We start from the raw sequence: 21,964 nt of genomic DNA, 5'->3' as shown, positions 1-21,964 counted from the left end.
CAACAAGAAAAAGAAAACCCCCGCGTCCGGGACGCAGGGGTTTCACAATCAGATCGACGGATCGGCTTATTCTTCTGCAGCTTCTTCGGCTGCAACGCGGGCTTTGTCAGCCGCGCCTTTGGCGTCGACGTCACGATCAACGAATTCGATGATCGCCATCGGGGCCATGTCGCCATAACGGAAGCCAGCTTTCAGGATACGGACATAACCGCCCTGACGCTCCGCGTAGCGGGGACCCAGAACTTCGAACAGCTTTGCGACGTCTTTGTCTTCTTTCAGCTGTGCTGCGGCCTGACGACGGGCGTGCAGGTCGCCGCGCTTGCCCAGAGTGACCAGCTTTTCGATGATCGGGCGCAGTTCTTTTGCCTTGGGCAGAGTTGTTTTGATTTGTTCATGCTCGATGAGCGAGCCAGCCATATTCGCAAACAGAGCCTTGCGGTGCTCATGAGTACGGTTCAGGCGGCGGTAACCACGTGCGTGACGCATTTTCTAGTTCCTTCTTTCGCGTTTTGCTTTGTCTGGCCGGCGATGCGTGTCACCGGCTCTCCTTGGGGCGGAAGTGCCCTTACAGTCCCCGGCAACCCGGGCATTGGGGAAGACGCGCTTAGAACGCGTCTTCGAATTTCTTCGCCAAATCTTCGATGTTGTCGGGCGGCCAATCCTCGACATCCATGCCGAGGTGCAGACCCATGCCGGACAGCACTTCTTTGATCTCGTTCAGCGACTTGCGACCGAAATTCGGGGTGCGCAGCATCTCGGCTTCGGTTTTCTGGATCAGATCGCCGATGTAAACGATGTTGTCGTTCTTCAGGCAGTTTGCCGAACGGACCGACAGCTCCAGCTCGTCGACTTTCTTCAACAGCAGCGGGTTGAACTCCAGACCATCGTCCTCGTCCTGACGGCCAGCCGATTCCGGCTCGTCGAAGTTGACGAAGATCGACAGCTGATCCTGCAGAATACGAGCGGCAAAAGCCAGCGCGTCTTCCGGCGTGATCGAACCGTCAGTGTCGATCTTCAGGGTTAGCTTGTCATAGTCCAGAACCTGACCTTCACGGGTCGGCTGAACGTCATAAGCAACCTTTTTGACCGGCGAATAGATCGCATCGATCGGGATCAGGCCGATGGGTGCGTCTTCTGGCTTGTTCTTCTCAGCCGAGACGTAACCTTTGCCGGTGTTGACTGTCAGTTCCATGAACAGGTCGGCGCCATCATCCAGGTGGCAAATGACATGATCGCGGTTCAGAACCTCGATGCCAGCGCTTTCGCTGATGTCGCCAGCGGTGACAACTGCGGGGCCTTTGGCATTGATCGACAGACGCTTGGGTCCTTCGACTTCCATGCGCAGAGACACGCCTTTGAGGTTCAAGATGATGTCGGTGACGTCTTCACGCACGCCCGCAACCGAGGAGAACTCGTGCAAGACATTGTCGATTTGAACGCTGGTGATGGCCGCGCCTTGCAGCGAGCTCATCAGAACGCGGCGCAGCGCGTTGCCCAGGGTCAGGCCAAAGCCACGTTCCAGCGGCTCGGCAACCAGGGTTGCCTGACGTGCAGGGTCGTTGCCCGGCTTGCTGTCAAGCTGGGTCGGCTTGATCAATTCTGCCCAATTCTTGTGGATCATGTAATCCCTCCATTCCTGTCCGCGCCCCATGACCAACAAGGTGCAGACGCCCGAGGTTCAAAATGACGTGCTGGGGCCGCGTAAAAACGCAGCCCCAGCTGAATTCAAAATCGCTTAGACGCGGCGGCGCTTCGGCGGGCGGCAGCCGTTGTGAGCGATCGGGGTCACGTCGCGGATCGACGTGATGTTGAAACCCACGGCAGCCAGCGCGCGCAGAGCCGATTCACGACCCGAACCGGGACCCTGAACTTCGACTTCCAGCGTCTTGACGCCATGTTCCTGCGCCTTCTTGCCTGCATCTTCTGCAGCCATCTGAGCAGCGTAGGGTGTCGATTTCCGCGACCCTTTGAAGCCCATGGTACCGGCAGACGACCATGAAATGGCGTTGCCCTGTACGTCCGAGATCAGGATCTTGGTGTTGTTGAAGGTCGAGTTCACATGGGCAACGCCCGATGCGATGTTCTTACGCTCTTTGCGCTTAACGCGAGTCTTATCACGTGCCATCAGTCAGACCCTCCCTTATTTCTTCTTACCAGCGATGGCCTTTGCGGGGCCTTTGCGGGTACGAGCGTTGGTGTGGGTGCGCTGACCGCGAACCGGCAGGTTGCGGCGGTGACGCAGACCGCGGTAGCAGCCCAGGTCCATCAGGCGCTTGACGTTCATTTGAACTTCACGACGCAAGTCACCTTCGACGGTGAAGTTCGCGTCGATGTGCTCGCGGATGGCCAGAACTTCGGCGTCGGACAGTTCGTTGACGCGACGGTGCGCTTCAATGCCTACGGCTTCGCAGATCGCTTTGGCCGATGTGTTTCCGATACCGGTGATATATGTGAGGGCGATAGGTACCCGCTTTGCAGTCGGGATGTTTACGCCGGCAATACGTGCCACGTGTCACTTTCCTTTTTTGTTGCGGTTCCGTAGCTCCAGAACCTTTTTTCACAACACTTTACCTTGGCAGTGAGGCCAGAGGGTCCAGCATTTGTACGAGGTAGTTTATGCGCGCGGGGCGAATCCCACACGCAAGTGCGATTCCCATAGGGATGTGGGTCGATATGGGGTTTTGAAGGGGCCGTCAAGCCCTTATCAGTCCGGCCAGCAAACCTTCTCTCTGACATGCTGATCAAAGATGAAATGTTTGCTGGTTTGGTCTGAGCAAAAATCAATATGGGTGTTCAACCCACCCAGGCCAACCACGCTCAGCCCACCTATCAAAGTGCCAAATATTAGGCCCACCAACACCCCAATGACGAACCATAGAGGTGTTTTGGTGTATACTCTCCGAAGCGCCATCGCTGGGCGCTCAGCCCAGAACGGCCTCAATCGAAGCGGTAACGTCACCGATATCCGCAAGACCATCCACCGGGCGCAGATCGCCCTTGGCGTGATAGTAGCCAATCAACGGAGCGGTCTTTTTGTAGTATTCCATCAGGCGGATGCGCACGCTGTCTTCGTTGTCATCTGCGCGTACAGGCTGACCAGCGGCGCGGGCTTCTTCAGCGCGGTTGACGATGCGCTGAACCAGCGTTTCGTCATCCACCTGAAGCTCGATCACAAAATCCAGTGTCTCGCCCTTCTCGGCCAGCAAGGCGCCCAGTGCATCTGCTTGCGCCAGGGTCCGGGGAAAGCCGTCGAAGATAAAACCACCATCGGCACCCAGCTCCAGCTTTTCGCGGATCAGGCCGATCACGATCTCATCCGTAACCAGTTCGCCCTTGTCCATCACTTCGGCTACGCGCTTACCCATTTCGGTACCGCTGCTTTTGGCTTCGCGCAGCATATCGCCGGTGCTCAGCTGAACCATGCCGCGTGTATTGACCAGATGGGAGGCTTGCGTCCCTTTGCCCGCCCCCGGGGGGCCAAGAAGAATAATGTTCATCGACGAGAGGGTCCCTTCCTTCCGCGTTTCTTGCTTTTACCGCGCAATTGGGACTTTTCGATAAGACCTTCGTATTGATGCGCGAGAAGATGGCTCTGTACCTGTTGGATGGTATCCATGGTCACAGAGACGATAATCAGAACCGAGGTGCCGCCAAAATAGAACGGGATAGCAAACTGGTTCCGCAGAATTTCAGGCAGCAAACAAACCGCTGCCAGATAGGCCGAGCCCAGAACCAGAACGCGGTTGACCACGTATTCCAGATACTCGGCGGTCTTTTTGCCCGGACGGATCCCCGGCACAAATCCGTTTTGCTTCTTCAGGTTGTCCGCCACATCATCCGGTTTGAACGACACGTTGAACGTATAGAAATAGGCGAAGAACACGATCATCGCGGCAAAGAACAGCAGATAAAGCGGCTGACCCGGGCCGAAATTGGCCAGCAGCCACGACATGATCGGACCGTTGGTCGCCCCGGCCGAGAAGGTCGAGATGGTGACCGGCAGCAGCAACAGCGAGCTTGCGAAGATGGCCGGGATCACACCCGCTGGGTTGACCTTGACAGGAAGGTGGCTGGAGCCGCCCTCATACACTTTCATACCGGCCTGACGGCGCGGGTACTGAATGTGGATCTTGCGCAAGGCGCGTTCCATGAACACGACAAAGGTGATCACAGCGATCACCATGACAATCACGCCAACGATAACAGCAGGGCTGATTGCGCCCGAACGGCCAGAGGCAAAGAACTGAGCCAGGGCAGCCGGAACCTCGGCGATGATGCCGACGAAGATGATCAGAGAGATACCGTTGCCGATGCCACGTGCGGTGATCTGCTCGCCAAGCCACATCAGGAACATGGTGCCCCCAACCAGTGTGATCATGGTGGACATGCGGAAGAACAGGCCCGGATCGGTTGCCAGATCACCCGATTCCAACGAAACGGCCAGTCCATAAGCCTGAACGGTGGCCAGCGCCACGGTACCAAAACGCGTGTATTGGTTAATCTTCTTGCGCCCCTGCTCGCCCTCTTTCTTAAGTTGCTCAAGCGCGGGAACCATCGATGTCAGCAGCTGCACGATGATCGAGGCCGAGATATAAGGCATGATGCCGAGGGCAAAGATACCCATTCGACCCAGCGCCCCGCCGGTGAACATCGAAACCATGCCGCCGATGCCTTGCCCCGCCTGTTCCATGAACTCGCGCAGGGCTTGCCCGTCGATCCCCGGCACCGGAATGAAAGTGCCCAGGCGATAGACGATCAACAAACCCAGCGTGAACAGGATGCGGTTGCGCAGATCGGTGGCTTTGCCCAAAGCAGCCCAGCTTGTGTTGGCTGCCATTTGTTCTGCTGCTGATACCATAAGTCGGTCTCTCTTATGCAAACGCCGCCCGGAACCGTTTTCCGGCTCGGACGGCGTCTTGGAAAACTCTGACGTCTATGTAAGCGGGTCTGAGCCCGCTCACAAGCGCTTACTCTGCCGCAGCAGCTTTTGTGACTTTCAGTGAACCGCCCGCTTTTTCGACTGCCTCGATGGCAGTTTTCGAAGCACCGGTCACTTCCAGGTTCACCTTGGCGGTGATTTCACCTTTGGCCAGAACGCGCACGCCATCCAATTTGCGGCGAACCAGACCGGATGCAACAAGCACGTCTTCGGTGATCGCGGCTTTGGCGTCCAGCTGCTTGGCATCGATGAATTTCTGGATCAGACCCAGGTTGATAACAGCAAATGCCTTGCGGTTCGGTTTGTTGAAACCACGCTTGGGCAGACGCTGGTACAGGGGCATCTGGCCGCCTTCATAGCCATTGATAGCCACACCCGAACGGGATTTCTGGCCTTTGATACCACGGCCACCCATTTTACCTTTGCCGGAACCCGGACCACGGCCAACACGAGTGCGTTTCGGGCTTGCGCCGGGGTTGTCGCGCAATTCATTCAGTTTCATTTCGCTTCTCCTTAGCCGGATGTGACCCCCGAAGCGTGATGGGCCAACCACGGCATTTCTTGGTTTTGATTCTCGTGGACGGAAATCCACCGGAGCGCTCTACAGCGTTGCGGCCTTTGATGCAAGGTTTGTTGTCAATTGGAGCGCGATGCAAAAGAGGCGCCCGAACGACGCCTCTTTCTTTGTGAGTGGTGGGGTATTGTTAGGAGCAGTACGCATGCTCACGCGCGATATCCGCGATGTCGCAACGGCGGACGCCAATATCGTCCAGCTCACGGTTGGTGAGACGCTGCAGCTCGGTGTAAGTGCGCTGATATTCCGCCGCGCGTGCGCGGGCCGCTTTGACGCGCTCAACTAGGTTCGCGAAACGGGCGCTCAGGTTGAAGCCGCCATGTGTCAGTGTAGCTGTATGTGCCATATCTTTATTCCTTTCTGTTCCGAGGCGTATTCCCCGGTTGTTTCCATTTGTTCCTTTGTGGACAAAGCTCAGATAGGCATAGTCGATACCGCTAACAACGCGCGTTTTGGTCTAGCCGCTATGCATTTTGCGAATAACTTTCGATGGTTGGCTTGTTCCTAGCCTGGTTGCTATTCAATTGGCACGTAACTTACAGCTGACCTGCTGATCAGCTCGATGGCCATCTGCGTTTTTGCAGACCGCTAGCCTGTTGTTAGAGTTGGGTCCACCTGCTGAAATGCAAAATAAAGTCCCATCGGATCACGAAATACACGCGGCACCTGCTGAGCACTTTGCAGTGATCGAACACGCGTTTCAGACGCTCCAAGCGTCAAAGCATCACGAACCGCCTTCTCGATTGCGACCACTTTGATCACAGGCAGCCAGGCGCATTTCTCGCGCATCTTCATATCTCGTGAAGCAACCACAAGACTTTGCGAAAGCCACCGGCTTGACTCGGCACCTTCACCGCCATCCGTCGTCGAATATGTGCGATCAAACAACGCCTGGTAGAATTCAACAGGAAACTCCGAGCCTCCGCTTAGATAAATCTCTGCCGCAAACTGCTGTGTAGGTATTGGGTATTCGTGTTGTGAAACGGAAATGCCAAATCTGGCGCCCGACGGGTCCAATAATAAGCAGTTTCGCCCGACTCCGGGCACATCAAAGGGGCTCCGAATTACACGTGCGCCCAGCTTCTCAGCACGCCCTGCATACCTATCAACATCGGGAACTTCAAAATAGGGAAGCCATCCGGCATCAAAGCCCGCTGGAGTTTCAACCAATCCGCTTCCGGATTCTCCTTTTAGAAGAGCAAGAGTGAACTCCCCTTTTCCTTGGCCCCAGACGTATTCATCGGTGCTTTCCTTGATAAAATCCCACGACGCTACACTGCCATAGAAAGTCTCAGAAGCGCTCAGATCAGGCGTGAAGAGGTCATGCCATACGATCTGTCCTGTATTATCCGCATTCATCTTAAAAAAACCTCCTGCGCCACACGCGCTGGGTAGTCCAACACAATCCAAATGGTCATTGATACAAATCAATCAGAACATCGCACCTCGGAGGCCCGGGCTAGAAGAAGAGTTCCCGAACAAGCTAGAGTGCGAACAAAAAAACGCCCCCGACAATGTCGAGGGCGTTTCAAATTCTTCAATGAGCTCGCGCTTAGCCGCGTTCTTCGATGATCTCAACCAGATGCGGGATCTTGTTGACCATGCCACGGACCGAAGGGGTATCTTCCAGCTCACGGGTTTTGTGCATCTTGTTCAGGCCCAGACCGATCAGAGTTGCGCGCTGTTCGGCGGGGCGACGGATCGGAGAACCGATCTGCTTGACGACGATGGTTTTTGCCATGGGTCGCTCTCCTTATGCTTCTGCTTCAGCAGCAGCTGGGGCTTCGTCCCGCTTGGGCAGGATGTCAGCAACTTTTTTGCCGCGACGCTGTGCAACCGAACGCGGGCTCTGCTCTTTCTGCAGGCCGTTGATGGTGGCGCGGATCATGTTGTAGGGGTTCTGCGAGCCCAGCGACTTGGACACAACGTCCTTTACGCCCAGCATTTCGAACACAGCACGCATCGGACCACCGGCGATGATACCAGTACCCTCGGGTGCGGTGCGCATAACCACTTTACCGGCGCCGTGACGGCCCTCGATGTCGTGGTGCAGGGTACGACCTTCGCGCAGTTGCACGCGGATCATCTGACGCTTGGCTTGCTCAGTCGCCTTACGGATGGCTTCAGGTACTTCTTTCGCTTTACCTTTGCCAAAGCCGACGCGGCCTTTCTGATCGCCGACAACCACCAGAGCGGCGAAGCCAAAGCGCTTACCACCTTTTACGGTTTTCGACACGCGGTTGATTGCGACCAGACGATCAGCAAATTCCGGTGCTTCTTCACGGTCGCGGCCACGGCCCCGACGGTTTTCACGTTCTGCCATCTTGGCATCCCTTTTACTGTGGCGCTCGGCGCCGTTTGTTCAATCCAAGTGAGCCCCGACTGTTGCCGAGGCCCCCGGATCATCGGGGCAGCCACAAAGCTGCCCGCAAGTCTTAGATCTTCAGACCACCTTCACGCGCGGCGTCGGCGACTGCCTTCACCTTGCCATGGAACAGGAAGCCACCACGATCGAAATAGGCCTCTTCGACGCCTGCCTTCTTGGCACGCTCGGCGATGGCCGCGCCCACTTTGGTGGCCGCTTCGACGTTGTTCTTGCCAACAACACCCAGATCTTTTTCCAGGGTCGAGGCCGATGCCAGGGTCACGCCACGAACGTCGTCGATCAGCTGAACGCTGATGTTCTTGTTCGAACGATGAACCGACAGGCGTACACGGCCGGCGTTGACTTTGCGAAGTTTGTTCCGAACGCGCAGGCGGCGCTTCAGAAACAGGGTTCTTTTGCTGTTTGCCATTGTTTGCGTCCTTACTTCTTCTTGCCTTCCTTGCGGAAGATGAACTCGCCCTTGTAGCGGATGCCCTTGCCTTTATACGGCTCAGGACGGCGCCATTCGCGGATTTTGGCCGCGACTTCGCCCACCTGCTGCTGGTCGATACCTTCCACAACGATCTCGGTCTGCTTCGGCGCGGTGATGGTGACACCTTCCGGAGCAGTGAAATCAACATCGTGACTGTAACCCAGGTTCAGCTTCAGGGTGTTGCCCTGCATCTGAGCCCGGTAACCAACACCCTGGATCTCCAGCTCTTTTTTGAAGCCCTGGGTCACACCGGTTACCAGGTTGGCAACCATGGTGCGGCTCATGCCCCACTGCTGGCGGGCACGTTTGGACATACCGCGAGGGTTGATCTGCACAACGTTGTCTTCGACCGACAGCGTTACGTCATCAGTTGCGGTGAAGCTGCGGGTGCCTTTCGGACCTTTGACTTCGATGGTCTGACCCGACACAGAGGCGGTAACGCCGCTGGGCAGCTCGACCGGTTTTTTACCAATACGAGACATTGCAGACCTCCTTAGAAGACGGTGCAGAGCACTTCGCCGCCAACGTTGTTGGAGCGAGCGTTCTGGTCCGACATCACACCTTTCGGAGTGCTGACAATCGACACGCCCAGACCCTGACGGACCTGCGGGATGTCATTGACGCCCATGTACACGCGACGACCGGGTTTCGAGACCCGCTTCAGTTCGCGAATAACAGGGGTGCCTTCGTAGTATTTCAGGCTGATTTCGATGGCCGGATGACCGTTTTCACCGGTCGTCTTTTCATAGCCACGGATGTAGCCTTCGTCCGCCAGCACGTCCAGAACCCATCCGCGCAGCTTGGATGCGGGGGTGGAAACGGTGGACTTGCCGCGCATTTGCGCGTTGCGGATACGGGTGAGCATATCGCCGATAGGATCATTCATATCTATGTCTCCCTTACCAGCTCGATTTCACCATGCCGGGGATCTGACCAGCAGAACCCAGCTCGCGCAGCGCGATACGGCTGACCTTCAGCTTACGGTAGTAAGCGTGGGGACGACCGGTCAGCTGACAACGGTTGTGCAGACGGGTAGCCGAGCTGTTGCGCGGCAGTTTCGCCAGTTTCAGACGCGCTTTGAAGCGCTCTTCCATCGGCTTGCTCTCGTCATTCGCGATTTCTTTCAGCTCGGCACGCTTTGCGGCATATTTGGCCACCAGGCGTTCGCGCTTCTTCTCGCGTTCGATCATTGCTTTTTTAGCCATGTCTCAATCCTCCCGGCGCTTATGCGTTGAATGGCATGTTGAACGCTTTCAACAGTGCCTTAGCTTCAGCGTCGGTTTTCGCTGTGGTGGCAATTACGATATCCAGGCCCCAGACCTCGTCGACCTTGTCGAAGTCGATTTCCGGGAACACGATGTGTTCTTTCATGCCCATGGCAAAGTTGCCCTGACCATCAAAAGACGGCTTCACACCGCGGAAGTCACGAATACGCGGCATTGCGATCGTGATCAGACGATCCAGGAATTCGTACATCCGGTCACCGCGCAGGGTTACTTTCGCACCCAGCGGCATGTCCTCACGAACACGGAAACCCGCGATCGACTTCTTCGCCTTGGTTGCAACGGCCTGCTGGCCAGCAATCGCAGTCAGATCCTCGACAGCAGCTTTCGCTTTCTTCGAGTCTTTGACCGCCTCAGCACCACAACCGATGTTCAGAACGATTTTTTCCACGTTGGGCAGCTGCATGTCGTTCTTGTAGCCGAACTCTTCTTTCAGAGCAGCACGGATGGTTTCAGCGTACTGAGCCTTCAGACGCGGGGTATAGGTTGCGTTATCAAGCATCGATCACGTCCCCTGTGGTCTTGGCGAAGCGCACCTTCTTGTCGCCTTCCATGCGGAAGCCAACGCGGGTTGCTTTGCCGTTTTTGTCCAGCAGTGCCAGGTTCGACAGCTGGATCGGGTTTGCCTGAGGCAGGCGACCACCTTGCGAAGCTTGCGACTGGCGGGTGTGACGGATGGCAATGTTGATGCCTTCGACAACAGCTTTACCGGCCTTCGGGTCAACCGAGGAAATGGTTCCCTCTTTGCCCTTGTCCTTGCCGGCCAGCACGACGACCTTGTCGCCTTTGCGGAGTTTAGCAGCCATGATTAGAGCACCTCCGGAGCCAGCGAGATGATTTTCATGAAGTTCTTGCCGCGCAGTTCACGAACAACGGGGCCAAAGATACGTGTACCGACTGGCTCGTTATTGTTGTTCAGGATGACGGCGGCGTTGCGATCGAAACGGATCGCGGTGCCGTCTTCGCGACGGACTTCCTTGGCGGTGCGTACGACGACGGCCTTACGGACGTCACCTTTCTTTACGCGGCCGCGCGGGATGGCTTCCTTCACCGAGACGACAATAATGTCGCCAACGGAGGCGTATTTACGCTTGGAACCACCCAGGACCTTGATGCACTGAACTCGGCGTGCGCCGGAGTTGTCAGCGACATCCAGATTGGTCTGCATCTGGATCATGTGGTTTCTCCCGACCTGTGGGGGCTGGTCTCGTTAAATCCCCCAGGGTTTCGACAAATGAAAAGTCCTGGAAGCTTACGCCTCCAGAACCTCCCAACGTTTCGTCTTCGATTTCGGCGCGCATTCGATGATGCGGACTGTGTCGCCGACCTTGAAGGCGTTCTTTTCATCGTGAGCCCGGTATTTCTTGGACTTACGGATGGTTTTCTTCAGAACCGGATGCGTAAAGCGGCGCTCGACGGATACGGTTACGGTCTGTTCGTTGGCGTCGCTGGTTACGGTGCCGGACAGGATACGCTTGGGCATCTGATTACTCCTCGGATGCCGCAGCAGCGGCCTTTTCGTTCAGAATGGTTTTGACGCGGGCAGCGTTGCGGCGGGCCGCTTTGATGCCGGCTGTGCTTTCCAGCTGACCGGTGGCCTGTTGAAAGCGCAGGTTAAAGCTTTCTTTCTTCAGGTTGGCCAGTTCCTCGCGGAGCTGGTCCGGGGTCTTGTCACGCAGTTCTTGGGCGTTCATCGCCTTTTTCCTTTGCTCAAAACACCAGAAGGCCCCCTTGCAGGGTCACCTTGGACCTGGTGGATGAATGATAGACATACGAATCGCCCGACAACGCCGGGAGATCGTAGGATGCCGCCGTATAAGGGTTTGGGGGGTGGGTGGCAAGGGAAAGTTTGGCGCTGTCTTTGCAAGCGGCTTCCGACAAATTTTGGCGATGGCCGGAAGCAGCACCGCCAGTTAGCTCTGCTAGGCCAATCCAGTTTGATTCAAACCAGAACGACCTTCTGTTCAGGTCCCTTTCTCCTGCATCTTCCGAACCATCTTCAGACGAGTCTTGCGTGGCAGCAATGGAATGATCCAACCCGTCATAAATGCGAGAGGCCTGTCATTTATTACGGCCAGCTTTCCATCAATCATGGCGTCATAGCCAAACTTGGCCACAGCTTCAGCAGTTGCCCCTTTCTGGGATACGAGTTTAGTGCCCTCAAGATCAGCTGATGCGGCGAACGCAGTCGCTACATAGCCGGGTTCCAGGGCTGTAACGGAGACACCTTTGTCTTTCAGTTCTTCGGCCAAAGCCTGACTGAAACTAGAAACATAGGCCTTCGTAGCAAAATAAGTGGCTTGCAGCGGGCCCGGCAGATACGCCGCGGTCGAACTGACATTTAGTATCTTGCCACCGCCACTGCTAACCATATCCCTGCCAAACATGTGACACAGAGAGACAAGCGCTTCGACGTTCAGGCGGATCATGCTCAGGTCCTCTGAAAGATCACGATCCAGAAAGGCCCCGTGCCCTCCAAACCCGGCATTGTTGATAAGATAATCAACCTTCAGACCCTCGGCGTTGACGGCCTCATACAGTTTTTTTGCCCCACTTTGTGCGCCCAGATCGAGCGCAATCGCAGTGACCGTAATACTGTAGGCGGCTTCAAGCTCTGCCTTCAAAGCGTCTAACACGTCGGCACGCCGCGCAGTAATAATGACATCTCCGCCTTGCGACGCGTGATATCGGGCTATTTCACGACCAATTCCCGAAGATGCGCCGGTGACGAGTGCGATTTTCGGCATGGTGTTCTCCGATCAATTCAGATTGAAATGATAATACTCCAGAACCGCGCGGTTTTCTTCAGGAAACTTAGACGCTCACTCCCACTTGTAGTTGAAACTCACCGAAATACGCTCTTCTTCCGCCATATTCATCGGAACCTCGTGACGCAGCCAGCTTTCCCACAGCAGAACGTCTCCCACCTTCGGCTTCACATAGATAAAAGGCTGCAAATCGCGCCGTCCGCCCTTCAGACGCGTTGGTGCAGCCATCATGCGGCCTGAGCGGGGGTCCTCCAGTTTCAACGCACTCGCCCCTTCAGGCATCGCGACATAGGTCGTGCCCGAGATCACGCTGTGCGGGTGGATGTGGCTGGAGTGCATTCCACCCTCCGGCAGGATGTTGATCCAAAGGTCTTCCAGCACCAGCTTCCCCTCGCCCAGATCAAACTCCAGATCCTTGGCAAATGCGGCGACGTGCTGATCCAGCGCCGCAACCAGATCGGAAAAAATCGGGAACCGCCACGGCAGATCGGTCAGCGAGGCATAGCTGGTATAACCGGGATAGCCGTTCTCCTCACACCATTCCTGCCCGGCCTCATCATCCTCGGCGATGACAATGCAGGAATTTTCCAGTTCTTCCGGGTCGATCTTGGGATCGAACTCGGACAAAGCGGCGCGGTATAGACGGGTGACGAAGAGCGATTCAATCTGTGCCATGCCCCGGCTATAGACCAGCCGGGACAGGAGAGCGAGACCAGCCGGCTTAGAAAATCGCGTGTTTGGGGGTGTTTCACAAGAAGTGCAGCCAGGTCTAGTCGTTTGCGACCAACAGGGTCAGGAGCGCGAACTTGTCCAACCCGATGTGCTTCTTGGTCTTCTGGGCCATGATCCCGAGCAGGCCGTCCAAATAAGTCTGGACCCATTCAACCTGGCCAAATATGGGATGAATGGCTTCTGTTTGCTCTTCGCTATGCCGGCAACCGAAACCGGTCTCGATGAATTGAATTGCCGATCACAGCGGCCACTGCTAGCGTCTTTTCCTGTGAAAGCTCTGGTTCTATCACTTTTTATCACGCTTGTGCCGCTGGGGTCCCGTGCGTGTGAAATTGCGCTGGTTGTTGCGCTCGACGTATCGCGCTCGGTCGACAAGTTCGAATATGTTCTGATGCGAAATGGCATCGGCCACGCGTTTCTGGATGACGATATCATTCGCTTGATTTCCTGGATGCCCGGCGGCATGCAGGTCACTGTAACGCAGTGGGGTGGTTCTGGTCAGCAGCGTCAGCCGATCGCCTGGCGTCGACTGTCCAACCGGCAAAGCGTCATCGAATTTGTCGAAGATCTGATCACGATCAATCGTGGTTTTTGGATGGCTGAAACATCCGTTTCCGAGGCCCTGCTTCATGCCGACCTGATGTTTCATCAGCTTGAAAATCCCTGTCGACGTCAGGTGATTGATGTGTCAGGCGATGGGATCTCGAACGCCGGGCCCGAGGCCAAACCGATCTCGGACACGATTGCCACACGGGGAATCACCATAAATGGTTTGGTCGTTGCAGGGGCCCGCCCTGATCCGGTGGTCTACTACTTGTCCGAAGTTGTCCGCGGGCCTCTGTCTTTTGTGGAAGTAACGCATAGCTATGATGACTACGACCAAGCAATGAAGCGGAAATTGCTGCGAGAGCTTACGCCGAATCTGTCGCGTCTCGACTGAGGCACGCGGTGGCGCGCCTGAAGCCAGATGGTCGCCAACAAGAAAACCCCCGCCGGTTTCCCAACGGGGGTCAATTTAGTCACGAACGGGTGTCCCCGGATCGCTTACCAGTCTTCGCGGATCACAACGCGAGTCTTGATCGGCAACTTCATCGCAGCCAGGCGCAGGGCCTCGCGGGCGATGTCGTCATTGACGCCGTCGATCTCGAACATCACGCGGCCAGGCTTGACCTTGCAGGCCCAGCGGTCGACCGAACCTTTACCTTTACCCATACGAACTTCGATCGGCTTAGCCGTGACCGGAGTGTCGGGGAAGATGCGGATCCAGACACGACCCTGACGCTTCATGTGACGCGTCATGGCACGACGTGCAGCTTCGATCTGGCGTGCAGTTACACGCTCAGGCTCAAGAGCTTTCAGGCCGTAGGTGCCAAAGTTCAGATCAGAGCCGCCCTTGGCGAGACCCTTGATCCGGCCTTTGTGCATCTTGCGGAATTTAGTACGCTTTGGTTGAAGCATATCTTTCCCTCCTTAGCGACGACCGCCACCAGCACCACGAGGTGCAGGGCCGTCCTGGAGTTCCTGTGCTTTACGGTCACGTGCCTGCGGATCGTGCTCCATGATCTCACCTTTGAAGATCCAGACTTTGATCCCGATGATCCCGTAAGGAGTCATCGCTTCGGCATGTGCGTAATCGATGTCGGCACGCAGCGTGTGCAGAGGCACGCGGCCTTCGCGGTACCATTCGGTCCGTGCGATTTCGGCGCCGCCCAGACGACCAGCGACGTTCACCCGGATACCCAGGGCGCCCATGCGCATGGCGTTCTGAACCGAGCGCTTCATTGCGCGACGGAACGAAACACGACGTTCCAGCTGCTGAGCGATGGACTCGGCAACCAGCTGCGCGTCAAGCTCGGGCTTGCGCACTTCGACGATGTTCAGGTGCAGTTCGCTGTCGGTCATACGAGCAAGCTTTTTGCGCAGAACTTCGATGTCTGCACCTTTCTTGCCGATGATGACACCGGGACGAGCCGTGTGGATCGTAACGCGGCACTTCTTGTGCGGACGTTCGATGATCACACGGGCAACACCGGCCTGCTTGCACTCTTTGTTGATGAACTCACGGATCTTGAGGTCTTCCAGCAGAAGATCACCGTAGTCCTTGGTGTCGGCGTACCAGCGGCTGTCCCAGGTGCGGTTGACCTGCAGGCGCATGCCGATCGGATTTACTTTATGACCCATTAGGCTTGCTCCTCAACTTGACGCACCTTGATGGTGATCTCCGAGAACGGCTTCATGATCTTGCCGAAACGGCCACGGGCACGCGGACGACCGCGCTTCATAACAAGGTTCTTGCCAACCCATGCTTCGGCGACGATCAGCTCGTCAACGTCCAGGTTGTGGTTGTTTTCGGCATTCGCGATTGCGGACTGCAGGCACTTCTTGACGTCCTGCGCGACACGCTTGTTCGAGAAAGTCAGGTCAGTCAGAGCCTTCTCAACTTTCTTGCCGCGGATCATTTGCGCAACCAGGTTCAGTTTCTGCGGGCTGGTGCGAAGCATGCGGGTTTTCGCCATTGCTTCGTTTTCAGCCACGCGGCGGGGGTTCTTTTCCTTGCCCATGACTTACTTCCGCTTCGCTTTTTTGTCTGCGGCGTGGCCATAATAGGTACGGGTCGGCGAGTATTCACCGAACTTCTGACCGATCATGTCTTCCGAGACGTTGACGGGGATATGCTTCTGGCCGTTGTACACACCAAAGGTCAGACCCACGAACTGGGGCAGAATGGTGGAACGACGCGACCAGATTTTGATGACTTCGTTGCGGCCCGACTCGCGCGCTGCTTCGGCTTTTTTCAGCACGTAAGCATCGACGAAAGGACCCTTCCAAACAGAGCGAGACATAGATTAACGTCCCTTCTTCTTGGCGTGCCGCGAGCGGATGATCAGCTTCTGGGACGCTTTGTTCTTGTTGCGGGTACGCTTACCCTTGGTGTCCTTACCCCACGGCGTAACCGGCGTACGGCCACCCGAGGTACGACCTTCACCACCACCGTGCGGGTGATCGATCGGGTTCATTGCAACACCACGAACCGACGGACGAACGCCCTTGTGGCGCATACGACCGGCTTTACCGAGGTTCTGGTTGCTGTTGTCGGGGTTGGACACGGCACCGATGGTGGCCATGCATTCCTGACGGACCATGCGCAGCTCACCCGAGCTCAGACGGATCTGAGCGTAGCCGCCATCGCGACCAACGAACTGAGCGTAAGTACCGGCCGCACGTGCGATCTGACCGCCTTTGCCAGGCTTCATCTCGATGTTGTGGACGATGGTACCAATGGGCATGCCCGAGAACGGCATTGCGTTGCCCGGCTTGATGTCGGCCTTGGCCGAAGCCACGACTTTGTCACCAACAGCCAGACGCTGCGGAGCCAGGATATATGCCTGCTCGCCGTCTTCGTATTTTACCAGTGCGATGAATGCGGTCCGGTTCGGGTCATATTCGATCCGCTCGACGGTTGCCGCGACATCAAATTTATTCCGTTTGAAGTCAACGATCCGGTAGAGACGCTTTGCGCCACCGCCGCGGCGGCGTGAAGTGATCCGTCCGGTGTTGTTCCGGCCGCCCGATTTGGTCAAACCCTCTGTGAGAGACTTGACCGGACGTCCTTTCCAAAGCTCCGAACGGTCGATCAGCACCAGCCCGCGCTGGCCCGGCGTCGTCGGCTTGTACGACTTGAGTGCCATGCTTTCTGTCTTCCGTTTAGCAAGTGCAGGGGATTTCCCTGCTATGTGATAGGCCCCCGTAGGTGCCAAGGGTATAGGGCCCCGAAGGTCCCCGGTTACAAATATCAGAGGCCCCGGAACGAATCCGAGGCCGCAAGATTGGGAGCGTGTAACAGGGTTGGGGGTGGGTGTCTATAGTGGAAACGGGCCTAAATAAGCTCAAATCCAAGGCTGTGCTAACTTTTATCGACCAACTTCAAAAGTGTCTGCGAAACTTTGTTTGAAACGCTCTCTGCAACGGTTTGTAGAGTTTCATCATCAATTCTGCCCGCTGGAAGTGAATTATGGCTATTTTGTTGACCAAACATCCTTCTAATCAACTCAGCCTTGATTTCCCTTTGCTCTTTCTCACCTAAATTGGCGATGAAGGGGTCGAGTGCTTTTGTTTCAAGCGCAAACGATCTCATCTGTTTTTCGTTGTCTCGATGCAACTTGGACTGCCTAGAAGCATATCCAGCAGCTACGAGGAGGATTGCCGTCAGCGACGACGCGGTAATAATGCTGGCCCAGTTCAGGGCACCGTTGTCGATTTGTTCAAATCCCATCCAATACTTGAAGCCTAGCCAAATTATAGCGGCCGCGAGTGAGCCCATAGATATCCAGCGCCATAGATCTGCCTCTTTTTTTTCTTCTCCGGCGCTTTTTTGATAACCGCCTGCGACACTATCTCTCCCGACCAGCTTGTGAATTTCCAGTACTGATTGATGCTTCTCGTTAACGTCTTTCAGGGCAGCCTCACCTTGTTTGGTGAACCGATCTAATAACGCTACTAGCTTGTCGGTTTGCGCCTTGCCAATTACCGTGTGTTGGCTCTCAATAGCTTTTCGCCACTCTGACAGCAAATCCTCGAACTTGGCTTCGCGGTTTATTTGTGCTTCAGAATGCTCTTCTGCTCGCGTCGTTTGCTTTTCTGTAAACTCTGATTGCCACTCCGAGAGCTTGGCATCAGCAACCGCAGCTAAGTCTCCAAGTTTTTTTTCTAGCTCTTGAGCCTTGCCTTCGAGCTTCATATGCTCACCGGCGCTTTCCTCAAGTTTCTCTTCCGCTTTCTTTGTGAAATCGTCCATCGATTCAGAGAAAGAACGGTAGGCTTCTTCCGCGCTCTTAATTACCTTTTCAGACTCTGGTATCCGGGACATTGCTGCCAAGTGGAATACTTGCGGTGCATATTGCGTAAGGTGATTATTTGCCGTTTGCAGCTGAGCAGTCTGGGGAGAACTGGAATAGTTTTGAAGTTGCTGGAAGAACTGCCCATTGCGTAGATGCTGATTGATTTGGTCAAGCCAGGCTTTTGGGTAGAATTCAGCATCCAAGCCCGAGACAATTTCTTGGATACTGCTAAGTACTTTCTTGAGGCGACGGCGCTCATCCTCAAACTCTGCATCAGTGTCTACTACGTCCATATCCAACCACTCAGTCGATTGACGAAGCGTTTCGTGAAGTGGGTGACTCTCAAATTCATTCGACCAGCGAGACAACTTAAGCCCTTTCATCCTACATTCTGCACACCTTATGCATACGCCAGCAGGCGCTGCTAGATTTAGAACCAAAAAAAGCCCCCGCTTTCGCGGGGGCCTTTATCTCTCTCCAAAGACGGGTCCGATCAGAGACCGGTGGACACGTCGATGGTGTTGCCCTCTTCCAGGGTCACATATGCTTTTTTGACGTCTTTCCGACGGCCCAGCTGGCCGCGGAACCGCTTGACCTTGCCTTTGGTCACCGTGGTGTTCACCGCCTTGACCTTGACACCAAACAGCGCCTCAACGGCCTCTTTGATCTGCGGCTTGTTGCTGTCGATCGCCACTTCAAAGACAACCGCGCCGTTTTCGGACGCCATGGTCGACTTTTCGGTGATGATCGGCTTGCGGATCACGTCGTAGTGTTCTGCCTTCGCGCTCATTTCAGACGAGCCTCCAGTGCTTCGACAGCCGCTTTGGTGAGCACCAGGGTGTCACGCTTGAGGATGTCATAGACGTTTGCGCCCATCGACGGCAGGATATCCAGACCTTCGATGTTTTTGGACGCTTTCAGGAACCCTTCGTTCACGGTCGCGCCGTCGATGACCAGAGCGCGTTTCCAGCCCAGGTTTGCAACCTGTTTGGCCAGAGCGGCGGTCTTGCCTTCGGCTTCGGCGTTCTCGATCACAACCAGTTCACCTGCCTTGGCTTTGGCCGACAGAGCGTGGCGCAGGCCAAGCTTGCGGAACTTCTTGGGCAGGTCGTGGCCGTGCGAGCGCACGACGGGGCCTTTGTAGATACCACCACCACGGAAGATCGGCGCGTTACGGTCACCATGGCGTGCGCCACCAGTGCCCTTCTGGCGATAGATCTTCTTGGTCGAGTAGCTTGTTTCCGAGCGGGTCTTCACCTTGTGGGTGCCGGCCTGCGCGTTGTTACGCTGCCAACGGACCACACGGTGCAGGATGTCCGCGCGCGGCTCGAGGCCGAACAGGTCTGCATCCAGCTCGATGTTGCCGGCTTTGCCGCCGTCCAGTTTGATTACATCAAGTTTCATGCTTCACCACCTTCCGCGGGAGCTTCTTCCGCAGGTGCTTCGGTTGCAGCCGATTTCACAGCAGCCGGGAAAGGCAGGCCTTCCGGTGCTTTCTTCTTCACGGCGTCCTTGACGGTGACCCAGCCCGATTTCGGTCCGGGAACGGCGCCTTTGATGAAGACCAGGTTCCGGTCGGCGTCGGTTTTGACGACTTCCAGGTTCTGGGTGGTTACACGGGCAGCACCCATGTGACCGGCCATCTTCTTGCCTTTGAAAACCTTGCCCGGGTCCTGACACTGACCGGTCGAACCGTGCGAACGGTGGCTGATCGAAACACCATGCGAGGCGCGCAGACCACCGAAGTTCCAGCGCTTCATCGCACCGGCAAAGCCTTTACCGATCGAGGTGCCCGAAACGTCAACTTTCTGACCTTCCAGGAAGTGTTCTGCCGAAATCTCGGCGCCCACATCAATCAGGCCATCTTCGGAGACGCGGAACTCGGCCAGCTTACGCTTGGGCTCAACCTTGGCAGCGGCATAGTGACCGCGCATGGCTTTCGAGGTGCGTTTTGCCTTGGCAGCACCGGCGCCCAGCTGAACGGCGGTGTAACCGTCTTTGTCAGCGGTACGCTGTGCAACGACCTGCAGGTTGTCCAGGTGAAGAACGGTCACAGGAATCTGCTTGCCGTCTTCCATGAACAGGCGGGTCATGCCAACTTTTTTTGCGATAATACCAGAGCGCATAATCTATACCCTCCGATCTTACGACTGCAGCTTGATCTCGACATCCACACCAGCAGCGAGGTCGAGCTTCATCAGCGCGTCAACGGTCTGGGGGGTCGGATCAACGATGTCCAAGAGACGCTTGTGCGTACGGATCTCGAACTGGTCGCGGGATTTCTTGTCAACGTGAGGGCCACGGAGAACCGTGAACTTCTCGATCTTGTTCGGCAGCGGGATCGGGCCGCGCACGTTCGCGCCGGTCCGCTTGGCAGTGTTGACGATCTCTTGCGTGCTGGCATCCAGAACGCGATAGTCAAATGCCTTCAGCCGAATACGGATGTTTTGGCTTTGCATATTAACAGCCTTTTTTAGGCGTTGAGGTTGAGAGGAGGACAGACGCGCATCGCCAACCCTCATCGAACCCAAAAGGCGGGAATCACCCCGCCTTGATGTTCTTAGTGAGAACTCGCGCGTATTAGTGGGGTTGGTGGGGTTTGGCAAGGGCGAAGTTGGTTCTCTCTCAGACGGCAGCTGAGACACACGTGTCGAACCGAGAACGACATCGACGCGAAGCATCTGAATTTTCACTTTATGGTTGGGAATACCCGACTTGAATACCACTCTAAACTGAGTAGTCCTTGGCTCTAAGTATCTGACAGACTTACCCGCACTTGCTTTTATAATCAGTGGGAAACCCAACGCTTTGACGGAAGCCTTGTTATCCAATTCACTTGTTTTCCCCGCTTTGTTGCATGTGGGCGCGTTTGATATTGCACACCTGTTTAACGACGATCCCAACATCCATTATACCCACGCAATCGCTATACAGTTTTTTTTACTGATGCTGTTGTTTACTTTGACTTCCCCCCTCTTCCTTTTGGGTTCAATTCTCGCCTTCTGTCTTTCGCCCAGAATCATCGATCCAGAACGATTGGTTGCACCTTGGGCCATGTTACTTGCAATCGCGCTTTTACTAAGTGCGCCAATGGGCTTTTCCTACATTTTGCTGGGCGTATTCCTTGTTCTGGCCTTACTAAGCTTGGTGGCGCTTCGTTGGATGAAAAGTCCGAAGATCAAGCAAGAGTATCTCTGGCAACCTGAGGGTTTTCGGAATGCAAACCTCCCAAAGAAAACCTTTGCACTCTTGATTCTGGGCCTACTTCTTTACTTTCTGAAATCACTCGCAACGGCACTGTATTTTTCAGCGGTGCCATTAAATACTGGTCAGCCAGAGTTCCAGTTACAGTTTTCACACAGAATGAACATCAGTGTTGTGCGTGCATCATACAGGTTTCCAGATACACAATCCTGCCTTGAGAGCGGCGCAGATGCTGGAATCCGCGAAGATCTGCTGCGAATGGATTGGGATGAGATTTCGACGACCGGAGACGCAAAGGTCTGCATGTTCAGGTTGCTACACGAATGGGGTGGAGTGGCTGAGGCTGCATCTTGGCTAGAAGCCCAAGGCTTTCGTGTGGGCGAGAATTTCAATTCCGAAAAACCCTATGAGAACCGAGATGGCACATTACGCGTCGACGGCGGATGGTCGATCAAGAGAAATGGCCCACGCTTTCCAACATCCGGCATTGTGACTCGCATTCTAAAGGCAGTACCTTATGGCATGGGTGTGAGAGCCACCTTTAGCGAAGACGGGGAGGAGCTACTTTATCTCAACATCGATTTTTCCACACTATAAAAATTCGCGGCTGCACCGCCTTCTGAGCCAAGGTTCTTCGGCGTATCGTTAGAGTAATCGAAAAGGCCGCCCCTTTTTGGGACGGCCTTCTTTCGTTCAACCGAGTTGCTCTCGGCAGATTTTCCTGTGGAAAATCGCCTGCCGCAACCAGGCGCGGCAAGCGCGCCTTAC

At 55.6% G+C, this 21,964-nt stretch carries 34 protein-coding genes; 2 read left to right on the top strand and 32 right to left on the bottom strand.

Annotated features, from left to right (window positions below; genetic code table 11):
- Positions 1-66 precede the first annotated feature (66 nt).
- The 22 genes from rplQ to ABLN87_RS12735 all read right to left on the bottom strand — a co-directional run bounded on the left by rplQ (position 67) and on the right by ABLN87_RS12735 (position 13,097).
- Positions 67-486, bottom strand: coding sequence for a 50S ribosomal protein L17 (gene rplQ, locus ABLN87_RS12840; protein ID WP_170334079.1), 420 nt, complete (start codon positions 484-486; stop codon positions 67-69).
- A gap of 118 nt (positions 487-604) precedes the next feature.
- Positions 605-1,621, bottom strand: coding sequence for a DNA-directed RNA polymerase subunit alpha (locus ABLN87_RS12835; protein WP_353010775.1), 1,017 nt, complete (start codon positions 1,619-1,621; stop codon positions 605-607).
- 114 nt (positions 1,622-1,735) lie between these two features.
- The gene (rpsK, locus tag ABLN87_RS12830) at positions 1,736-2,125 is read right to left on the bottom strand and encodes a 30S ribosomal protein S11 (RefSeq protein WP_008757289.1); all 390 of its coding nucleotides are present in this window, start codon (positions 2,123-2,125) and stop codon (positions 1,736-1,738) included.
- 15 nt (positions 2,126-2,140) lie between these two features.
- Positions 2,141-2,509, bottom strand: a complete 369-nt coding sequence (rpsM, locus tag ABLN87_RS12825; RefSeq protein ID WP_008757392.1) for a 30S ribosomal protein S13 — start codon at positions 2,507-2,509, stop codon at positions 2,141-2,143.
- A gap of 412 nt (positions 2,510-2,921) precedes the next feature.
- Positions 2,922-3,497, bottom strand: coding sequence for an adenylate kinase (locus ABLN87_RS12820; RefSeq protein WP_353010772.1), 576 nt, complete (start codon positions 3,495-3,497; stop codon positions 2,922-2,924).
- The gene (gene secY / locus ABLN87_RS12815) at positions 3,494-4,858 is read right to left on the bottom strand and encodes a preprotein translocase subunit SecY (RefSeq protein WP_170531614.1); all 1,365 of its coding nucleotides are present in this window, start codon (positions 4,856-4,858) and stop codon (positions 3,494-3,496) included. Before secY ends, ABLN87_RS12820 begins: the two co-directional genes overlap by 4 nt.
- A 109-nt stretch (positions 4,859-4,967) precedes the next feature.
- A complete protein-coding gene (gene rplO / locus ABLN87_RS12810; RefSeq protein ID WP_353010770.1) occupies positions 4,968-5,441 on the bottom strand; it encodes a 50S ribosomal protein L15 in 474 nt (157 codons plus the stop codon).
- Between the two features lie 202 nt (positions 5,442-5,643).
- Positions 5,644-5,859 carry a DUF1127 domain-containing protein gene (locus tag ABLN87_RS12805; RefSeq protein WP_170531617.1) on the bottom strand — a complete coding sequence of 72 codons (216 nt, stop codon included), beginning with the start codon at positions 5,857-5,859 and terminating at the stop codon, positions 5,644-5,646.
- 242 nt (positions 5,860-6,101) lie between these two features.
- Positions 6,102-6,872 carry a VOC family protein gene (locus ABLN87_RS12800; protein WP_353010767.1) on the bottom strand — a complete coding sequence of 257 codons (771 nt, stop codon included), beginning with the start codon at positions 6,870-6,872 and terminating at the stop codon, positions 6,102-6,104.
- A gap of 193 nt (positions 6,873-7,065) precedes the next feature.
- Entirely contained in the window at positions 7,066-7,254 is a 189-nt protein-coding gene (rpmD, locus tag ABLN87_RS12795) for a 50S ribosomal protein L30 (RefSeq protein ID WP_008757946.1), read from the bottom strand.
- A 12-nt stretch (positions 7,255-7,266) separates the two neighbouring features.
- The gene (gene rpsE, locus ABLN87_RS12790) at positions 7,267-7,836 is read right to left on the bottom strand and encodes a 30S ribosomal protein S5 (RefSeq protein WP_170419378.1); all 570 of its coding nucleotides are present in this window, start codon (positions 7,834-7,836) and stop codon (positions 7,267-7,269) included.
- 112 nt (positions 7,837-7,948) lie between these two features.
- Positions 7,949-8,308, bottom strand: coding sequence for a 50S ribosomal protein L18 (gene rplR / locus ABLN87_RS12785; protein ID WP_039523386.1), 360 nt, complete (start codon positions 8,306-8,308; stop codon positions 7,949-7,951).
- Between the two features lie 11 nt (positions 8,309-8,319).
- Entirely contained in the window at positions 8,320-8,853 is a 534-nt protein-coding gene (rplF, locus tag ABLN87_RS12780; RefSeq protein ID WP_353010764.1) for a 50S ribosomal protein L6, read from the bottom strand.
- Between the two features lie 11 nt (positions 8,854-8,864).
- Positions 8,865-9,257 (bottom strand): 30S ribosomal protein S8, encoded by a 393-nt coding sequence (gene rpsH / locus ABLN87_RS12775; RefSeq protein WP_039523381.1) that lies wholly within the window; start codon positions 9,255-9,257, stop codon positions 8,865-8,867.
- Positions 9,258-9,270: 13 nt separating this feature from the next.
- Positions 9,271-9,576 (bottom strand): 30S ribosomal protein S14, encoded by a 306-nt coding sequence (gene rpsN, locus ABLN87_RS12770; RefSeq protein ID WP_010437098.1) that lies wholly within the window; start codon positions 9,574-9,576, stop codon positions 9,271-9,273.
- Between the two features lie 19 nt (positions 9,577-9,595).
- Positions 9,596-10,156 carry a 50S ribosomal protein L5 gene (gene rplE, locus ABLN87_RS12765; RefSeq protein WP_353010762.1) on the bottom strand — a complete coding sequence of 187 codons (561 nt, stop codon included), beginning with the start codon at positions 10,154-10,156 and terminating at the stop codon, positions 9,596-9,598.
- Positions 10,149-10,460 carry a 50S ribosomal protein L24 gene (gene rplX, locus ABLN87_RS12760; RefSeq protein ID WP_170531626.1) on the bottom strand — a complete coding sequence of 104 codons (312 nt, stop codon included), beginning with the start codon at positions 10,458-10,460 and terminating at the stop codon, positions 10,149-10,151. Before rplX ends, rplE begins: the two co-directional genes overlap by 8 nt.
- Positions 10,461-10,462: 2 nt before the next feature.
- Positions 10,463-10,831 (bottom strand): 50S ribosomal protein L14, encoded by a 369-nt coding sequence (gene rplN, locus ABLN87_RS12755; protein ID WP_008757934.1) that lies wholly within the window; start codon positions 10,829-10,831, stop codon positions 10,463-10,465.
- Positions 10,832-10,906: 75 nt separating this feature from the next.
- Complete coding sequence (gene rpsQ / locus ABLN87_RS12750; RefSeq protein WP_008757253.1) at positions 10,907-11,137, bottom strand: 30S ribosomal protein S17; 231 nt, start codon at positions 11,135-11,137, stop codon at positions 10,907-10,909.
- Positions 11,138-11,141: 4 nt separating this feature from the next.
- Positions 11,142-11,348, bottom strand: a complete 207-nt coding sequence (rpmC, locus tag ABLN87_RS12745; RefSeq protein WP_037311745.1) for a 50S ribosomal protein L29 — start codon at positions 11,346-11,348, stop codon at positions 11,142-11,144.
- A gap of 270 nt (positions 11,349-11,618) precedes the next feature.
- Complete coding sequence (locus ABLN87_RS12740) at positions 11,619-12,401, bottom strand: SDR family NAD(P)-dependent oxidoreductase (protein ID WP_353010759.1); 783 nt, start codon at positions 12,399-12,401, stop codon at positions 11,619-11,621.
- Positions 12,402-12,476: 75 nt separating this feature from the next.
- Positions 12,477-13,097 (bottom strand): 2OG-Fe(II) oxygenase family protein, encoded by a 621-nt coding sequence (locus ABLN87_RS12735; RefSeq protein ID WP_353010757.1) that lies wholly within the window; start codon positions 13,095-13,097, stop codon positions 12,477-12,479.
- Between the two features lie 325 nt (positions 13,098-13,422).
- Between ABLN87_RS12735 and ABLN87_RS12730 the strand changes: the two genes are divergently transcribed.
- Positions 13,423-14,094: a DUF1194 domain-containing protein gene (locus ABLN87_RS12730; RefSeq protein ID WP_353010755.1), complete on the top strand. Its 672-nt coding sequence runs from the start codon at positions 13,423-13,425 to the stop codon at positions 14,092-14,094.
- A 104-nt stretch (positions 14,095-14,198) separates the two neighbouring features.
- Here ABLN87_RS12730 and rplP read toward each other — a convergent pair whose 3' ends face one another.
- The 10 genes from rplP to rpsJ form a co-directional block, all read right to left on the bottom strand.
- Positions 14,199-14,612 carry a 50S ribosomal protein L16 gene (rplP, locus tag ABLN87_RS12725; protein WP_010437070.1) on the bottom strand — a complete coding sequence of 138 codons (414 nt, stop codon included), beginning with the start codon at positions 14,610-14,612 and terminating at the stop codon, positions 14,199-14,201.
- A 12-nt stretch (positions 14,613-14,624) separates the two neighbouring features.
- Positions 14,625-15,335: a 30S ribosomal protein S3 gene (gene rpsC / locus ABLN87_RS12720; protein WP_008758042.1), complete on the bottom strand. Its 711-nt coding sequence runs from the start codon at positions 15,333-15,335 to the stop codon at positions 14,625-14,627.
- Positions 15,335-15,715 carry a 50S ribosomal protein L22 gene (rplV, locus tag ABLN87_RS12715; protein WP_039538267.1) on the bottom strand — a complete coding sequence of 127 codons (381 nt, stop codon included), beginning with the start codon at positions 15,713-15,715 and terminating at the stop codon, positions 15,335-15,337. The genes rpsC and rplV overlap by 1 nt, the downstream gene beginning before the upstream one ends.
- Positions 15,716-15,718: 3 nt before the next feature.
- Positions 15,719-15,997: a 30S ribosomal protein S19 gene (rpsS, locus tag ABLN87_RS12710; protein ID WP_005980699.1), complete on the bottom strand. Its 279-nt coding sequence runs from the start codon at positions 15,995-15,997 to the stop codon at positions 15,719-15,721.
- 3 nt (positions 15,998-16,000) lie between these two features.
- Entirely contained in the window at positions 16,001-16,843 is an 843-nt protein-coding gene (gene rplB / locus ABLN87_RS12705; protein ID WP_120633917.1) for a 50S ribosomal protein L2, read from the bottom strand.
- A gap of 215 nt (positions 16,844-17,058) precedes the next feature.
- Positions 17,059-18,285 (bottom strand): hypothetical protein, encoded by a 1,227-nt coding sequence (locus tag ABLN87_RS12700; protein ID WP_353010753.1) that lies wholly within the window; start codon positions 18,283-18,285, stop codon positions 17,059-17,061.
- 200 nt (positions 18,286-18,485) lie between these two features.
- Positions 18,486-18,782, bottom strand: coding sequence for a 50S ribosomal protein L23 (locus tag ABLN87_RS12695; RefSeq protein ID WP_008757532.1), 297 nt, complete (start codon positions 18,780-18,782; stop codon positions 18,486-18,488).
- Positions 18,779-19,396 (bottom strand): 50S ribosomal protein L4, encoded by a 618-nt coding sequence (gene rplD / locus ABLN87_RS12690; RefSeq protein ID WP_010437039.1) that lies wholly within the window; start codon positions 19,394-19,396, stop codon positions 18,779-18,781. Before rplD ends, ABLN87_RS12695 begins: the two co-directional genes overlap by 4 nt.
- Positions 19,393-20,118: a 50S ribosomal protein L3 gene (gene rplC, locus ABLN87_RS12685; protein WP_008758167.1), complete on the bottom strand. Its 726-nt coding sequence runs from the start codon at positions 20,116-20,118 to the stop codon at positions 19,393-19,395. Before rplC ends, rplD begins: the two co-directional genes overlap by 4 nt.
- 18 nt (positions 20,119-20,136) lie before the next feature.
- Positions 20,137-20,451, bottom strand: a complete 315-nt coding sequence (gene rpsJ, locus ABLN87_RS12680; RefSeq protein WP_008756422.1) for a 30S ribosomal protein S10 — start codon at positions 20,449-20,451, stop codon at positions 20,137-20,139.
- A gap of 349 nt (positions 20,452-20,800) precedes the next feature.
- On the opposite strand from rpsJ, the gene ABLN87_RS12675 reads away from it, so the two are divergent.
- Positions 20,801-21,793, top strand: a complete 993-nt coding sequence (locus ABLN87_RS12675) for a hypothetical protein (RefSeq protein ID WP_353010750.1) — start codon at positions 20,801-20,803, stop codon at positions 21,791-21,793.
- Positions 21,794-21,964: the final 171 nt, after the last annotated feature.

This window comes from Ruegeria sp. SCP10 (assembly GCF_040329495.1).
Lineage (GTDB): Bacteria > Pseudomonadota > Alphaproteobacteria > Rhodobacterales > Rhodobacteraceae > Ruegeria.
The sequence above is the reverse complement of the archived record's forward strand: the minus strand, read 5'-3'. Positions and strand labels throughout refer to the sequence as shown.

Excerpts from the sequence above, each read along its gene's own strand:
- rplR (WP_039523386.1), bottom strand. The coding sequence starts at position 8,308 with ATGGCAAACAGCAAAAGAACCCTGTTTCTGAAGCGCCGCCTGCGCGTT.
- rplQ (WP_170334079.1), bottom strand. The coding sequence starts at position 486 with ATGCGTCACGCACGTGGTTACCGCCGCCTGAACCGTACTCATGAGCAC.
- rpsS (WP_005980699.1), bottom strand. The coding sequence starts at position 15,997 with ATGTCTCGCTCTGTTTGGAAGGGTCCTTTCGTCGATGCTTACGTGCTG.
- ABLN87_RS12740 (WP_353010759.1), bottom strand. The coding sequence starts at position 12,401 with ATGCCGAAAATCGCACTCGTCACCGGCGCATCTTCGGGAATTGGTCGT.
- ABLN87_RS12700 (WP_353010753.1), bottom strand. The coding sequence starts at position 18,285 with ATGGACGTAGTAGACACTGATGCAGAGTTTGAGGATGAGCGCCGTCGC.
- rplF (WP_353010764.1), bottom strand. The coding sequence starts at position 8,853 with ATGTCTCGTATTGGTAAAAAACCGGTCGAGCTGCCCAGCGGCGTTACC.
- rplD (WP_010437039.1), bottom strand. The coding sequence starts at position 19,396 with ATGAAACTTGATGTAATCAAACTGGACGGCGGCAAAGCCGGCAACATC.
- ABLN87_RS12820 (WP_353010772.1), bottom strand. The coding sequence starts at position 3,497 with ATGAACATTATTCTTCTTGGCCCCCCGGGGGCGGGCAAAGGGACGCAA.
- ABLN87_RS12735 (WP_353010757.1), bottom strand. The coding sequence starts at position 13,097 with ATGGCACAGATTGAATCGCTCTTCGTCACCCGTCTATACCGCGCCGCT.
- rpsN (WP_010437098.1), bottom strand. The coding sequence starts at position 9,576 with ATGGCTAAAAAAGCAATGATCGAACGCGAGAAGAAGCGCGAACGCCTG.
- rpmD (WP_008757946.1), bottom strand. The coding sequence starts at position 7,254 with ATGGCAAAAACCATCGTCGTCAAGCAGATCGGTTCTCCGATCCGTCGC.
- rplO (WP_353010770.1), bottom strand. The coding sequence starts at position 5,441 with ATGAAACTGAATGAATTGCGCGACAACCCCGGCGCAAGCCCGAAACGC.
- rpsQ (WP_008757253.1), bottom strand. The coding sequence starts at position 11,137 with ATGCCCAAGCGTATCCTGTCCGGCACCGTAACCAGCGACGCCAACGAA.
- rpsK (WP_008757289.1), bottom strand. The coding sequence starts at position 2,125 with ATGGCACGTGATAAGACTCGCGTTAAGCGCAAAGAGCGTAAGAACATC.
- rpmC (WP_037311745.1), bottom strand. The coding sequence starts at position 11,348 with ATGAACGCCCAAGAACTGCGTGACAAGACCCCGGACCAGCTCCGCGAG.
- rplN (WP_008757934.1), bottom strand. The coding sequence starts at position 10,831 with ATGATCCAGATGCAGACCAATCTGGATGTCGCTGACAACTCCGGCGCA.
- ABLN87_RS12805 (WP_170531617.1), bottom strand. The coding sequence starts at position 5,859 with ATGGCACATACAGCTACACTGACACATGGCGGCTTCAACCTGAGCGCC.
- rplB (WP_120633917.1), bottom strand. The coding sequence starts at position 16,843 with ATGGCACTCAAGTCGTACAAGCCGACGACGCCGGGCCAGCGCGGGCTG.
- rplP (WP_010437070.1), bottom strand. The coding sequence starts at position 14,612 with ATGCTTCAACCAAAGCGTACTAAATTCCGCAAGATGCACAAAGGCCGG.
- ABLN87_RS12835 (WP_353010775.1), bottom strand. The coding sequence starts at position 1,621 with ATGATCCACAAGAATTGGGCAGAATTGATCAAGCCGACCCAGCTTGAC.
- rplC (WP_008758167.1), bottom strand. The coding sequence starts at position 20,118 with ATGCGCTCTGGTATTATCGCAAAAAAAGTTGGCATGACCCGCCTGTTC.
- rplE (WP_353010762.1), bottom strand. The coding sequence starts at position 10,156 with ATGCTTGATAACGCAACCTATACCCCGCGTCTGAAGGCTCAGTACGCT.
- ABLN87_RS12695 (WP_008757532.1), bottom strand. The coding sequence starts at position 18,782 with ATGAGCGCGAAGGCAGAACACTACGACGTGATCCGCAAGCCGATCATC.
- rpsJ (WP_008756422.1), bottom strand. The coding sequence starts at position 20,451 with ATGCAAAGCCAAAACATCCGTATTCGGCTGAAGGCATTTGACTATCGC.
- rpsC (WP_008758042.1), bottom strand. The coding sequence starts at position 15,335 with ATGGGTCATAAAGTAAATCCGATCGGCATGCGCCTGCAGGTCAACCGC.
- secY (WP_170531614.1), bottom strand. The coding sequence starts at position 4,858 with ATGGTATCAGCAGCAGAACAAATGGCAGCCAACACAAGCTGGGCTGCT.
- rplV (WP_039538267.1), bottom strand. The coding sequence starts at position 15,715 with ATGGGCAAGGAAAAGAACCCCCGCCGCGTGGCTGAAAACGAAGCAATG.
- rpsH (WP_039523381.1), bottom strand. The coding sequence starts at position 9,257 with ATGAATGATCCTATCGGCGATATGCTCACCCGTATCCGCAACGCGCAA.
- rplX (WP_170531626.1), bottom strand. The coding sequence starts at position 10,460 with ATGGCTGCTAAACTCCGCAAAGGCGACAAGGTCGTCGTGCTGGCCGGC.
- ABLN87_RS12800 (WP_353010767.1), bottom strand. The coding sequence starts at position 6,872 with ATGAATGCGGATAATACAGGACAGATCGTATGGCATGACCTCTTCACG.
- rpsE (WP_170419378.1), bottom strand. The coding sequence starts at position 7,836 with ATGGCAGAACGTGAAAACCGTCGGGGCCGTGGCCGCGACCGTGAAGAA.